This is a genomic window from Burkholderia sp. LA-2-3-30-S1-D2 (genome assembly GCF_001523915.2).
Lineage (GTDB): Bacteria > Pseudomonadota > Gammaproteobacteria > Burkholderiales > Burkholderiaceae > Burkholderia > Burkholderia diffusa.
Map to the genome: position 1 here is coordinate 3350313 of NZ_CP013384.1, position 12586 is coordinate 3362898.

Genomic DNA, 12586 nt, shown 5'->3' on the forward strand with positions numbered 1-12586 from the left:
TCGATCTCATCATGCAAACCGTCACCCTCAAGCCGTCCAAGGAAAAATCGCTGCTGCGCCGCCATCCGTGGATCTACGCCAATGCGATCGACCGCGTCGACGGCAAGCCCGCGCCCGGCGCGACCGTGATCGTCCGCGCGCACGACGGCCGCTTCCTCGCGCGCGGCGCGTACAGCCCGCAGTCGCAGATCCGCGTGCGCGTGTGGAGCTTCGACGAGAACGAGCCGATCGATCACGCCTTCTTCAAGCGCCGCGTGCAGCGCGCGGTCGCGCACCGCACGACGATGGTGTCGGGCACGGGCGCGGTGCGGCTCGTGTTCGGCGAAGCCGACGGGCTGCCGGGGCTGATCGTCGACTATTACGTCGCGGACACGGCCGAGCCGGGCGCCGCACCGCGCGGCCAGCTCGTGTGCCAGTTCATGGCGGCGGGCGTCGAGGCGTGGAAGGACGCGATCGTCGCGGCACTCAGCGGCGCGACCGGCTGCCCGAACGTGTACGAACGCTCGGACGTGTCGATCCGCGACAAGGAAGGGCTCGAACAGACGACCGGCGTGCTGGCAGGAGATGCGCCGCCCGCGACGCTGATCGCGAACGAAAACGGCGTGCGTTATCACGTCGACGTGCCGAACGGCCACAAGACCGGCTTCTACGTCGACCAGCGCGACAACCGCGCACTCGTCGCGCAATACGCGGCCGGCCGCGACGTGCTCAACTGCTTCTGCTACACGGGCGGCTTCTCGCTCGCGGCGCTCAAGGGCGGCGCGAACCGTGTCGTGTCGATCGACTCGTCGGGCGACGCGCTCGCGCTCGCGCAGCAGAACGTCGTCGCGAACGGCTTCGATGCCGAGCGCGCGACCTGGCTCGACGCGGACGCGTTCAAGACGCTGCGCCGCCTCGTCGACGAAGGCGAGCGCTTCGACCTGATCGTGCTCGATCCGCCGAAGTTCGCGCCGACCCGCGACAGCGTCGACCGCGCATCACGCGCATACAAGGACATCAACCTGAGCGGCTTCAAGCTGCTGCGTCCGGGCGGCCTGCTGTTCACGTATTCGTGCTCGGGCGCGATCGACATGGACCTGTTCCAGAAGATCGTCGCGGGCGCGGCCGCCGACGCGAAGGTCGACGCGCGGATCCTGAAGCGGCTCGGCGCGGGCGTCGATCACCCGCTGCTCGCCGCGTTCCCGGAAGGCGAATATCTGAAGGGCCTGCTGTTGCAAATCGTCTGATCGCCCCGATCTACGCGCACACCCGCGTCCGCCGGGACGCCCGGCTGGCGGCCACGCGCTCGAGCCTGTCGTCCGGACGACGGGCGAAGGCTTGACAGGTATGTTTCAATGGATGGTTGTGCGCCCCGGCTCGCGAGTCGACGGCGCGACGCACACATCCTGGTTTTGACCCCGATTCACGAACCACAGGCGACCGACATGGCCACTCCCGTCACCATCCTCACCGGCTTCCTCGGCAGCGGCAAGACGACCCTGCTCAAGCGCATCCTGAACGAACAGCACGGCATGAAGATCGCCGTGATCGAGAACGAGTTCGGCGAAGAGAACATCGACAACGAGATCCTCGTTCAGGACACGAACGAGCAGATCATCCAGATGAGCAACGGCTGCATCTGCTGCACGATCCGCGGCGACCTCGCACGCGCGCTCGGCGATCTGGCCGCGAAGAAGCGCGAAGGCAAGCTCGACTTCGACCGCATCGTGATCGAAACGACCGGCCTTGCGAACCCGGGCCCCGTCGCGCAAACCTTCTTCATCGACAGCGAAATCGCCGACGATTTCCTGCTCGACGCGGTCATCACGCTGGTCGACGCGAAGCACGCGAACGCGCAGCTCGACGAACACGAAGTGGTGCAGCGCCAGGTCGGCTTCGCCGATCGCCTGTTCATCACGAAGTCGGACCTGGTCGACGACCAGGCCGTCGCGGCGCTCAAGCACCGCCTGATGCACATGAACCCGAAGGCGACGATCAAGGTCGTGAACTTCGGCGAAGCCGACATCAAGGAAATCTTCGATCTGCGCGGCTTCAACCTGAACGCGAAGCTCGAGATCGACCCGGACTTCCTCGCCGAGGACGACCACGCGCACCATCACCACGATCACGACCATGATCACGATCACGCGCATTGCGACCACGATCACGGTCAATGCGCGCACGATCACGACCACGGCCACCACCACGCGCACCACGACGACAAGATCAAGTCGTTCGTGTACCGCAACGACCGCCCGTTCGACCCGAACAAGCTGGAAGACTTCCTCGGCGGCATCCTGCAGATCTACGGCGAACGGATGCTGCGCTACAAGGGCGTGCTGTACATGAAGGGCGTCGACCGCAAGGTCGTGTTCCAGGGCGTGCACCAGATGATGGGCAGCGACCTCGCCGCAAAGTGGCTGCCGGTCGAGAAGAAGACCAACAAGATGGTGTTCATCGGCGTCGACCTGCCGCAGGACCTGATCACCGACGGCCTCGACGCCTGCCTCGCCTGAGCCTTCTGGCCCGGCGTCGCGCGCCTTCCATGCGGCCGCCTTCCGGGGCGGCCGCGGCGCTTGCGCGGTGCCTTTTCCGGGCAGGGTTTCGCCGTCATCGCTTTTTCGCGATTTGCGCGTTATATTTTCTAGATATTGGCGCAGCCGACGGGGATCGACCCGATACGGCGCCCGCTTGCGATTCAGTTACAATACGTGCCCGCTGGAGTACGGCAATAACAGGCCCGGTTCTTGCTGAACCATTGACCGGGCATCGCAACCGCGCCGGATCGCCCATCCGCCACCCGGCCGCGGCCGATGCGATCTGCCGCGCAGCACACCGGTTCGCCGCGCGCGCAAATCCGCGCCAGGGCTATCCTGGTATTTGAGAACCGGTTTTCCAGAGGCTTTCGGCCCCGCGGCGGCATATCGCAAATGATTGCAAGCGCAGTTGCGGGTAATCCCAAAGTGCAGGCAATATCTCTTGATTTGCCGCACATTGAAGAAGCAAGCAGATGACGAAGAAACTCTTGACCGAAGCCGAAATCCTGAAGATGAGCGACAAGGATTACATGAATGAGGATCAGCTCGCCTTCTTCAAAAATCGGCTCGAACAGTTGCAGGCGGACATCCTCAAGAACGCAGGCCAGACGACCGAGAACCTGCGCGAGACGGTGATCGTGCCCGATCCCGCCGATCGCGCGACGATCGAGGAAGAGCACGCGCTCGAACTGCGCACGCGCGATCGCGAACGCAAGCTCCTCAAGAAGGTTCAACAGTCGCTCGCCCGCATCGATTCCGGCGATTACGGCTGGTGCGAGGAAACCGGCGAGCCGATCGGCATCCCGCGCCTGCTCGCGCGCCCGACGGCCACGCTGTCACTCGAGGCGCAAGAGCGCCGCGAACTGCGCCAGAAGCTGTTCGGCGACTGATCGAGCGGCGTTCCGCTCCGACACGCTGCTTCCCGAAAGCGCGCGGCCTGCCGCGCGCTTTTTGTTTTTCCGGCACCGGTTCCCGGCCCGCCGGCCGATTTGCCTCCCCCTCTTGATATCCCGGCGCCCGCCCTAAAATGAATCGGACGCGCGCCGGGCCGCTCCCCGGCGCACTGCGATTCAAGCGGCGGCGCCCCGCGCCGCCCGACTCTTCCCCGTTTTTCTCAAGGAACGCAGATGGAGCAATTTCACGGCACGACCATCGTTTCGGTCCGGCGCGGCGACAAGGTCGCGCTTGGCGGCGACGGCCAGGTAACCCTCGGCAACATCGTCATGAAGGGTGGCGCGCGGAAAGTGCGGCGGATCTACAACAACCAGGTACTGGTCGGATTCGCGGGCGGCACCGCCGATGCGTTCTCGCTGCTCGATCGCTTCGAGGCGAAGCTCGAGAAGCACCAGGGCAACCTGACCCGCGCGGCCGTCGAGCTCGCGAAGGACTGGCGCACCGACCGGATGCTGCGCCGGCTCGAGGCGATGCTGATCACGGCCGATGCGACCACCACGCTCGTGATCACCGGCAACGGCGACGTGCTCGACCCGGAAGGCGGCATTTGTGCGATCGGTTCGGGCGGCGCCTATGCGCAAGCTGCGGCCCGCGCGCTCGCGGAGAACACCGAGCTGTCCCCGCGCGAGATCGTCGAGAAATCGCTCGAGATCGCCGGCGACATGTGCATCTACACGAACCACAACCGCATCATCGAAACGATCGAGTAAGGACCGCACCATGAGCACCATGACCCCTGCCGAGATCGTCTCGGAACTCGACAAGCACATCATCGGCCAGAACAAGGCGAAGAAGGCCGTCGCGGTCGCGCTGCGCAACCGCTGGCGCCGCCAGCAGGTCGCCGATCCGCTGCGCACGGAAATCACGCCGAAGAACATCCTGATGATCGGGCCGACGGGTGTCGGCAAGACCGAAATCGCGCGCCGCCTTGCGAAGCTCGCCGACGCGCCGTTCATCAAGATCGAGGCGACCAAGTTCACCGAAGTCGGCTACGTCGGCCGCGACGTCGACAGCATCGTGCGCGACCTGATCGAGATCTCGGTCAAGCAGACGCGCGAATCCGAGATGCGCAAGGTGCGCAGCAAGGCAACCGACCAGGCGGAAGACCGCATCCTCGACATCCTGCTGCCGCAACCGCGCGCGGTGGGCTTCGGCGGCAACGCGGATCACGCGAACGACGACAACAACGCGACGCGCCAGACCTTCCGCAAGCGCCTGCGCGAAGGCCAGCTCGACGACAAGGAAGTCGAACTCGACCTCGAGCAGCCGACGGCCGGCATGGAAATCATGGCGCCGCCGGGGATGGAGGAAATGACCGAGCAAATCCGCTCGATGTTCTCGAACCTCGGCAGCGGCAAGAAGCAGCGCCGCAAGGTGAAGATCAAGGAAGCGCTGAAGCTGCTGACCGACGAGGAAGCGGCGAAGATGCTCAACGACGAGGAAGTGAAGACGAAGGCCGTGCAGAACGTCGAGCAGAACGGCATCGTGTTCCTCGACGAGATCGACAAGATCACGTCGCGCAACAACGAAGGCAGCGGCGGCGAAGTGTCGCGCCAGGGCGTGCAGCGCGACCTGCTGCCGCTCGTCGAAGGTACGACGATCAACACGAAGTACGGGATGGTGAAGACCGATCACATCCTGTTCATCGCGAGCGGCGCGTTCCACCTGGCGAAGCCGAGCGACCTGATTCCCGAACTGCAGGGGCGCTTTCCGATCCGCGTCGAACTCGATTCGCTGTCGGTGGAAGACTTCGAGGCGATCCTCGACGCGACCGACGCGAGCCTCGTCAAGCAGTACCAGGCGCTGCTCGCCACCGAAGACGTGCAGCTCGAGTTCGCCGAAGACGGCATCCGCCGCCTCGCCGAGATCGCGTACTCGGTCAACGAGAAGACCGAGAACATCGGTGCGCGCCGGCTGTATACGGTGATCGAGAAGCTGCTCGAGGAAGTGTCGTTCTCGGCCGGCAATCACGCCAGCGAGCGCGTGACGATCGACGCGAAGTACGTCGATCGCGCGCTCGGCGAAGTGTCGCAGGACGAAGACCTGTCGCGCTACGTGCTGTAACGCACGCGGCGTCGAATGCGAAACGGGCGGCCCGGCGGGCCGCCCGTTTTCGTTGGTGCGCCCGGCCGATGCCGCCGCGCCCCTTACTGCCGCACCGGCTTCTTCGCGAGCTTGCGTTGCAGCGTGCGGCGGTGCATGTTCAGCGCGCGCGCGGTCGCCGAGATGTTGTTGTTGTTCTCCGCCAGCACGCGCTGGATGTGCTCCCATTCGAGCCGGTCGACCGACAGCACGACCGGATTCTCGAGCGCCTCGTCTGCCTGCACTTCGCTCGCGTTGGTCTGCAGCGCGGCCAGGATCGACTCGATGTTCGCGGGCTTCGCCAGATAGTTGTCGGCGCCTTCCTTCACCGCCTGCACGGCGGTCGCGATGCTCGCGTAGCCGGTCAGCACGAGAATCCGCGCGTCGGGCTGCAGGTCGCACAGCGGCGCGATCAGGCTCAGGCCCGAATCGTCGCCGAGATGCAGGTCGACGGTGATGAACTGGAACTTGCCGCCGGCCGCCAGCCGCAGCGCCGCCTCCTTGTCGTGCGCCTGCTGGACCGCATAGCCGCGGCGCTCGAGGCCGCGCGCGAGCGTGCCCGCGAACACCTCGTTGTCGTCGATCACCAGGAAATTGTTCTCGCTCATGTGGTTTCTCCGTCTACGTGTTGGTTGAGGCGGCCGGCACCGCGATACGCGCCACCGGCAGGCGCAGCACCGCGCGCGTGCCGCGGCCGGGGGTGCCGGCCGGGCGGCCGTCCGGCGTGGCCGTCGCTCGTTCGGTCGCGCGCTGGCCCGACGCACCTGCCGCGTGTCCGTTCGCGCCGCCATGGCTGCGCCCGTTGCCGCCCCCCGCGCGCGGCGTGACATCGGACAGCTCGATCTCGCCGCCGAGACGCACGGCCGCGCTGAACGCGAGGTACAGGCCGACCCCGTGGCCGCCCTGCGTGCTGTCGACCGGCATCGAGCCGAGCGATTCGCGCAGCGCGGCCGGAATGCCGGGGCCGTCGTCGCATACCTCGAATTCGATCTGGTCCGCAGCCCGCTCGTGGTGCGCAAGCTTCGCGGCCAGCGTCACGCGGTGCGGGCTCGCCCGCGCGGCGTTGTCGAGCAGGATCGTCAGGATCTGGCCGGCCGCGACCGTGTCGTCGAGCCCAACGCCCGACGGGCGCGCGCCGAGCAGTTCGAACTGCACGTGCGGATGCCTCAGGCGCCAGTGCTCGACGAACGTGTCGAGCCAGTCGTCCACCGGCTGGCGGCTCGCCGGCGCGCTCGCCCGGCTGCGCAGGCGCGCAAGCGCCGACGTGCAGAGCGTCATCTGTTCTTCCAGCACCCTCAGGTCGGCCTCGTAGCGCGCGAGCCCCGGATCGGCGCGCGCCGCATCGCGCAGCTCCTCCGCAAGCATTGCGATCGTCGACAGCGGCGTACCCATCTCGTGCGCGACGGTGGCGGCCTGCACGCCGAGCGCGACCGCCCGCTCGTCGCGCAGCAGGTGCGCCTGCGCTTCGCCGAGCGCCGCATCGCGCTGGCGCAACGCGTTCGACATGCGCGCGACGAACCATGCGATCAGCCCGACGCTGACCATGAAGTTCGCCCACATCCCCGTGCGGTAGTAGTCGAACAGATTCGCCGGGTTGTCCATGTTGAGCGGCACCGAATCGAATCCGAGCGCCGCGTAGCACGCGACCGCGAACGCCGCGAGCCAGATCATCAGGTGCCACGGCAGCACGGCCGCCGCGATCGCGAGCGACGGCAGGTACAGCGATACGAACGGGTTGGTCGTGCCGCCCGACAGGAACAGCAGCGCCGACAGCGCGCCGAGGTCGACCCACAGCTGGCCGAGCAGCTCGAAATTGGTCTCGGGCCGCGCGCGCAGCACGCGCACCCAGGTCAGCGCGTTGAAAACGATTTCGAGCGCGATGACCATCAGCATCGCCGGCAACGGCAGATGCACGCCGAAATAGGTCTGCACGACGCCGATCGTCACGAGCTGGCCGATGATCGCGAGATTGCGCAGCCAGAACAGGTGACTGAGGTTGACGCGCCCGGTGGTGGTAATTCGTTGCATCCGGGCAGTTTACCCGTTTAGCGCCCGGCACCTCTATCGGGGGCCGGTTCAGCGAGGACGGACGGCGCACCGGACGAGCCGGCGTCGAGTCGGGTTGCACGGGCCCGCGCCGTCAGCCGGCCTCGCGTGCCATGCGCTGCGCGATCTCGGCGGCGAGACACTCCGGGCAGAGGCAGCGCGTACCGGCCGCCGGCGGCGCGCCGCCGGACAGGGTCGGCATCGACGCGCACCAGCAGTCGAATGGCTGGGTGCGAGCGCCGCAGTCGAAGCCGCGCCCGCAGCGCGGGCAACGCGCGCGGCGCGGCGTCGAGCGGGCGTCGGCGGCGGTATCGGTCATGGCGGAAACGCGGAAGCGGGCAGGAACGTCACCCTACGCGACAAGCATAGCGCGGCGGACGGATTTTGCACGTCGGCCGCTCGGCCGATGCATGCCGCCGACGCAGGCCGTCGCGCTGTCCACCCCGCCGCCGCGGGCGCCCCGTGCGGGGTCCGGCACCATGGCCGGCGGGCCGCCGCGCGTGGCGACCGGCCCGCGCGATCGGCCGTCCGGCCAGCCCAAAAACCCGATGCTGCGCTGCGCCACTCCTGTACAATTCGCCCTGTTTCAACCGTTCCCAGCCAGAGCCGCCGCCATGTCCGAGCCCATCGACCTCTCGCAGATCGCCCCCACGCTGAAGGCAGAAATCCTCGCGGAGGCACTGCCGTACATCCGCCGCTACCACGGCAAGACCGTGGTGATCAAATACGGCGGCAACGCGATGACGGAAGAGCGGCTCAAGCAAGGCTTCGCGCGCGACGTGATCCTGCTGAAACTGGTCGGCATCAATCCGGTGATCGTCCACGGCGGCGGCCCGCAGATCGATCACGCGCTGAAGAAGATCGGCAAGGCCGGCACCTTCATCCAGGGCATGCGCGTGACCGACGAAGAGACGATGGAAGTCGTCGAATGGGTGCTGGGCGGCGAAGTCCAGCAGGACATCGTGATGCTGATCAACCACTTCGGCGGCCATGCGGTGGGCCTGACGGGCAAGGACGGCGGCCTGATCCACGCACGCAAGCTGCTGATGCCGGACCGCGACAATCCGGGCCAGTACATCGACATCGGCCAGGTCGGCGAAGTCGAGGCGATCAACCCGGCGGTCGTGAAGGCGCTGCAGGACGACGCGTTCATCCCGGTGATCTCGCCGATCGGCTTCGGCGAGGACGGCCTCTCGTACAACATCAACGCGGACCTCGTCGCGGGCAAGCTCGCGACGGTGCTGAACGCCGAGAAGCTGCTGATGATGACCAACATCCCCGGCGTGATGGACAAGGACGGCAACCTGCTGACCGATCTGTCGGCGCGCGAGATCGACGCGCTGTTCGCGGACGGCACGATCTCGGGCGGCATGCTGCCGAAGATCTCGTCGGCGCTCGACGCTGCAAAGAGCGGCGTGAAGTCGGTGCACATCGTCGACGGCCGGATCGAGCACTCGGTGCTGCTGGAAATCCTGACCGAGCAGCCGTTCGGCACGATGATCCGCTCGCATTGAGCGCGCGCCGCAAAACCTCCAGCCCCGACCTGCCGGCGTCGCTGCGACGCCGGCGCATCTCCCGCAGCCGGCCGCGCGCCGGCGCGCCCGTCTGGCTGTTCGATCTCGACAACACGCTCCATCACGCATCGCACGCGATCTTTCCGGAGATCAACCGCGCGATGACGCAGTACATCATCGACACGCTCCACGTCGGGCGTGCCGAAGCCGACCGGCTGCGCACCGGCTACACGCAGCGCTACGGCGCCGCGCTCCTCGGCCTCGCGCGCCATCACCCGATCGATCCGCACGACTTCCTGCGCGTCGTCCACACGTTTTCCGACCTGCCCGCGATGCTGCGCGCCGAGCGCGGCCTCGCGCGCATCGTCGCCGCGCTGCCGGGCCGCAAGTTCGTGCTGACCAACGCGCCCGAGAACTACGCGCGCGCGGTGCTGCGCGAGTTGCGCATCGAGCGCCTGTTCGAGCGCGTGATCGCGATCGAGCACATGCGCGACCGTCGCACATGGCGCGCGAAGCCCGACCACACGATGCTGCGCCGGATTCTTCGAGCCGCGCATGCGCGGCTCGAAGACGCGATCCTCGTCGAAGATACCCGCAGCCACCTGAAGCGCTACAAGCGCCTCGGCATCGGCACGGTGTGGATCACCGGGCACCTGCCGGGCCATCTGCCGAACATCGGCCGCCCGCAATATGTCGACCAGCGCATTCGTTCGTTAAAATCGCTCCGACTGGGCACACGATCGGGGCGACAGAAATGCAGCCGACTTACCCGCAGGACCAAGCCGTAAAGGAAGACCAGGCCACGCCGTCCCGCACGCGCCCGAAGCCGGGCGAGCGTCGCGTGATGATCCTGCAGACGCTCGCCGCGATGCTCGAGGCGCCGAAGCCCGAAAAAATCACGACGGCCGCGCTCGCGGCCCGCCTCGACGTGTCGGAAGCCGCGCTGTACCGGCATTTCACCAGCAAGGCGAAGATGTATGAAGGCCTGATCGAGTTCATCGAGCAGGCACTGTTCGGGCTCGTCAACCAGATCGTCGCGAAGGAGCCGAACGGCGTGCAGCAGGCGCGCACGATCGCGCTGACGATGCTCAATTTCGCGGCGAAGAATCCGGGCATGACGCGCGTGCTGACGGGCGAGGCGCTGGTCGGCGAGGACGAGCGGCTCACCGAACGCGTGAACCAGCTGCTCGACCGGATCGAGGCGACCCTCAAGCAGTGCCTGCGGGTCGCGCGTACCGAGGCGCAGGCGCCCGATGGCGCCGCGCCGTTCGTGCTGCCGGCCGACTACGATCCCGCCGCGCGCGCGAGCCTGCTCGTCAGCTACGTGATCGGCAAGTGGCACCGGTTCGCGAAAGGCGGCTTCCAGAGGCCGCCCGGCGAGCAGGCCGATGCGCATTTGCGGCTGATCCTGCAGTAGCCGGGCGCAGCCGGCCCGCGAAATCCGCGCTCCGCGGAATTCCGCTATACTCCTTCGACCTGCCACTTTGGTGGCGGGTCGGAAGCGCGCCGATTTGCTGACTCGATTGCGGGCGCGCGAACCGACCAGGGCCTTGATGCGTCTTCGTCCCGGCGGTTCACTACAAATGCGGCTAAAGAGGTCGTCAGCCGCGCACCTTCGCCTCCGCGCATCGCCGACACCGTTTAGCCGCCCAGTCATAAGGCGGAACGAATGGAATCGATCGGCATCGTCGCTCCACAGACCATGCACTTCGCCGAACCGCTGCGCTTGCAAAGCGGCAGCGTGATCGGCAACTATCAGCTCGTCGTCGAGACGTACGGCGAGCTCAACGCCGCGCGCTCGAACGCGGTGCTCGTCTGCCACGCGCTCAACGCATCGCACCACGTCGCCGGCATCTACGCGGACGATCCGCGCAGCACCGGCTGGTGGGACAACATGGTCGGCCCGGGCAAGCCGCTCGACACCAACCGCTTCTTCGTGATCGGCGTGAACAACCTCGGCTCGTGCTTCGGCTCGACCGGCCCGATGAGCATCGATCCGTCGTCCGGCAAGCCGTATGGCGCACGCTTTCCGGTCGTCACCGTCGAGGACTGGGTGCATGCGCAGGCGCGCGTCGCCGACGCGTTCGGCATCGAGCGCTTTGCCGCCGTGATGGGTGGCAGCCTCGGCGGGATGCAGGCGCTCGCATGGAGCCTGATGTATCCGGACCGCGTCGCCCACTGTATCGACATCGCGTCGACGCCGAAGCTGTCCGCGCAGAACATCGCGTTCAACGAGGTCGCGCGCTCCGCGATCCTGTCCGATCCCGACTTCCACGGCGGCAACTACTACGCGCACGGCGTGAAGCCGAAGCGGGGCCTGCGCGTCGCGCGGATGATCGGCCACATCACGTATCTCTCCGACGACGACATGGCCGAGAAATTCGGCCGTGCGCTGCGGCGCGCGGACGGCGCGCTCGACGCGTACAACTTCAGCTTCGACGTCGAATTCGAGGTCGAGTCGTACCTGCGCTACCAGGGCGACAAGTTCGCCGACTACTTCGACGCGAACACCTACCTGCTGATCACGCGCGCGCTCGATTACTTCGACCCGGCCAAGGCGTTCGACGGCAACCTGACGGCCGCGCTCGCGCACACGCAGGCGAAATACCTGATCGCGAGCTTCTCGACCGACTGGCGCTTCGCGCCCGCGCGGTCGCGCGAGATCGTGAAAGCGCTGCTCGACAACAAGCGCACGGTCAGCTACGCGGAGATCGACGCGCCGCACGGCCACGACGCGTTCCTGCTCGACGACGCGCGATATCACAACCTGCTCCGCGCGTATTACGAACGAATCGCCAACGAGGTGGGTGCATGAACCAGCAAGCGCTGAACTCCCTGTCCGCACGCGCGGACTTCCGTGCGATCGCCCGCTGGGTCGAACCGCGCTCGAGCGTGCTCGATCTCGGCTGCGGCGACGGCTCGCTGCTGTCGCTGCTGTCCGAGGAACTGGACGTGTCCGGCTACGGGATCGAACTGAATGACGCCGGCGTGCTCGCGAGCACGAAGAACGGGATCAACGTGATCCAGCAGAACCTCGAGGACGGCCTGCGCCTGTTCGAGGATCACAGCTTCGATTTCGCGATCCTGTCGCAAACGCTGCAGACGATCCACCAGACGGCCGCGATCCTGCGCGAAACCGCGCGTGTCGGACGCGAATGCATCGTTTCGTTCCCGAACTTCGGCTACTGGGCGCACCGGCTGTCGGTGCTGCGCGGCCGGATGCCGGTGTCGAAGTCGCTGCCTTACCAGTGGCACAACACGCCGAACGTCCGGGTGCTGACGATCAAGGATTTCGAGGCGCTCGCGCCCGAAGTCGGCGTCACGATCCTCGACCGCATCGTGCTGCACGAAGGCCAGCCGATTCGATGGGGAGCGAACTGGCGTGGTAGTCTTGCTGTCTACCGCGTCAAGCGCAGCTGAGCCGGGGAGCCGTTGACGGATGATCCGGCCCGCACCCGCGTGCGGCCGCCCCTC

General features: G+C 66.8%; 13 protein-coding genes. 10 read left to right on the plus strand and 3 right to left on the minus strand.

Annotation, left to right across the window (positions count from 1 at the left end; translation table 11 throughout):
- Nucleotides 1–11: 11 nt before the first annotated feature.
- From WS66_RS28590 to hslU, 5 genes are all read left to right on the plus strand, one after another.
- Nucleotides 12–1226 (plus strand): class I SAM-dependent rRNA methyltransferase, encoded by a 1215-nt coding sequence (locus tag WS66_RS28590; protein WP_059607461.1) that lies wholly within the window; start codon nt 12–14, stop codon nt 1224–1226.
- Nucleotides 1227–1424: 198 nt separating this feature from the next.
- Entirely contained in the window at nt 1425–2495 is a 1071-nt protein-coding gene (locus tag WS66_RS28595) for a CobW family GTP-binding protein (protein ID WP_059607463.1), read from the plus strand.
- A gap of 494 nt (nt 2496–2989) precedes the next feature.
- Complete coding sequence (dksA, locus tag WS66_RS28605; protein ID WP_006477498.1) at nt 2990–3406, plus strand: RNA polymerase-binding protein DksA; 417 nt, start codon at nt 2990–2992, stop codon at nt 3404–3406.
- 237 nt (nt 3407–3643) lie between these two features.
- Nucleotides 3644–4180, plus strand: a complete 537-nt coding sequence (hslV, locus tag WS66_RS28610; protein ID WP_006760749.1) for an ATP-dependent protease subunit HslV — start codon at nt 3644–3646, stop codon at nt 4178–4180.
- Nucleotides 4181–4190: 10 nt separating this feature from the next.
- A complete protein-coding gene (hslU, locus tag WS66_RS28615; protein WP_059607464.1) occupies nt 4191–5534 on the plus strand; it encodes an ATP-dependent protease ATPase subunit HslU in 1344 nt (447 codons plus the stop codon).
- An 83-nt stretch (nt 5535–5617) separates the two neighbouring features.
- On the opposite strand, the gene WS66_RS28620 is transcribed toward hslU, so the two are convergent.
- The 3 genes from WS66_RS28620 to WS66_RS28630 form a co-directional block, all read right to left on the minus strand.
- Nucleotides 5618–6160 carry a response regulator transcription factor gene (locus tag WS66_RS28620; protein WP_044847841.1) on the minus strand — a complete coding sequence of 181 codons (543 nt, stop codon included), beginning with the start codon at nt 6158–6160 and terminating at the stop codon, nt 5618–5620.
- Between the two features lie 13 nt (nt 6161–6173).
- Nucleotides 6174–7580 carry an ATP-binding protein gene (locus tag WS66_RS28625; protein WP_059607466.1) on the minus strand — a complete coding sequence of 469 codons (1407 nt, stop codon included), beginning with the start codon at nt 7578–7580 and terminating at the stop codon, nt 6174–6176.
- Nucleotides 7581–7692: 112 nt separating this feature from the next.
- Nucleotides 7693–7917, minus strand: coding sequence for a cysteine-rich CWC family protein (locus WS66_RS28630; RefSeq protein ID WP_059607468.1), 225 nt, complete (start codon nt 7915–7917; stop codon nt 7693–7695).
- A gap of 295 nt (nt 7918–8212) precedes the next feature.
- Here WS66_RS28630 and argB point away from each other — a divergent pair, with 295 nt between their 5' ends.
- From argB to metW, 5 genes are all read left to right on the plus strand, one after another.
- Nucleotides 8213–9112, plus strand: a complete 900-nt coding sequence (gene argB / locus WS66_RS28640; RefSeq protein WP_059534964.1) for an acetylglutamate kinase — start codon at nt 8213–8215, stop codon at nt 9110–9112.
- On the plus strand, nt 9109–9900 hold the full coding sequence (locus WS66_RS28645; RefSeq protein WP_059607470.1) for a pyrimidine 5'-nucleotidase: 792 nt from the start codon (nt 9109–9111) through the stop codon (nt 9898–9900). The genes argB and WS66_RS28645 overlap by 4 nt, the downstream gene beginning before the upstream one ends.
- Nucleotides 9867–10529, plus strand: coding sequence for a nucleoid occlusion factor SlmA (gene slmA, locus WS66_RS28650; protein WP_059607472.1), 663 nt, complete (start codon nt 9867–9869; stop codon nt 10527–10529). The genes WS66_RS28645 and slmA overlap by 34 nt, the downstream gene beginning before the upstream one ends.
- 252 nt (nt 10530–10781) lie before the next feature.
- Complete coding sequence (metX, locus tag WS66_RS28655) at nt 10782–11927, plus strand: homoserine O-succinyltransferase MetX (protein ID WP_059607476.1); 1146 nt, start codon at nt 10782–10784, stop codon at nt 11925–11927.
- On the plus strand, nt 11924–12532 hold the full coding sequence (metW, locus tag WS66_RS28660; RefSeq protein ID WP_059607478.1) for a methionine biosynthesis protein MetW: 609 nt from the start codon (nt 11924–11926) through the stop codon (nt 12530–12532). The genes metX and metW overlap by 4 nt, the downstream gene beginning before the upstream one ends.
- Nucleotides 12533–12586: the final 54 nt, after the last annotated feature.

Coding starts and splice junctions, on each gene's coding strand:
- metW (WP_059607478.1), top strand. CDS start 11,924: ATGAACCAGCAAGCGCTGAACTCCCTGTCCGCACGCGCGGACTTCCGT.
- metX (WP_059607476.1), top strand. CDS start 10,782: ATGGAATCGATCGGCATCGTCGCTCCACAGACCATGCACTTCGCCGAA.
- WS66_RS28595 (WP_059607463.1), top strand. CDS start 1,425: ATGGCCACTCCCGTCACCATCCTCACCGGCTTCCTCGGCAGCGGCAAG.
- dksA (WP_006477498.1), top strand. CDS start 2,990: ATGACGAAGAAACTCTTGACCGAAGCCGAAATCCTGAAGATGAGCGAC.
- slmA (WP_059607472.1), top strand. CDS start 9,867: ATGCAGCCGACTTACCCGCAGGACCAAGCCGTAAAGGAAGACCAGGCC.
- argB (WP_059534964.1), top strand. CDS start 8,213: ATGTCCGAGCCCATCGACCTCTCGCAGATCGCCCCCACGCTGAAGGCA.
- hslU (WP_059607464.1), top strand. CDS start 4,191: ATGAGCACCATGACCCCTGCCGAGATCGTCTCGGAACTCGACAAGCAC.
- hslV (WP_006760749.1), top strand. CDS start 3,644: ATGGAGCAATTTCACGGCACGACCATCGTTTCGGTCCGGCGCGGCGAC.
- WS66_RS28625 (WP_059607466.1), bottom strand. CDS start 7,580: ATGCAACGAATTACCACCACCGGGCGCGTCAACCTCAGTCACCTGTTC.
- WS66_RS28620 (WP_044847841.1), bottom strand. CDS start 6,160: ATGAGCGAGAACAATTTCCTGGTGATCGACGACAACGAGGTGTTCGCG.
- WS66_RS28630 (WP_059607468.1), bottom strand. CDS start 7,917: ATGACCGATACCGCCGCCGACGCCCGCTCGACGCCGCGCCGCGCGCGT.
- WS66_RS28590 (WP_059607461.1), top strand. CDS start 12: ATGCAAACCGTCACCCTCAAGCCGTCCAAGGAAAAATCGCTGCTGCGC.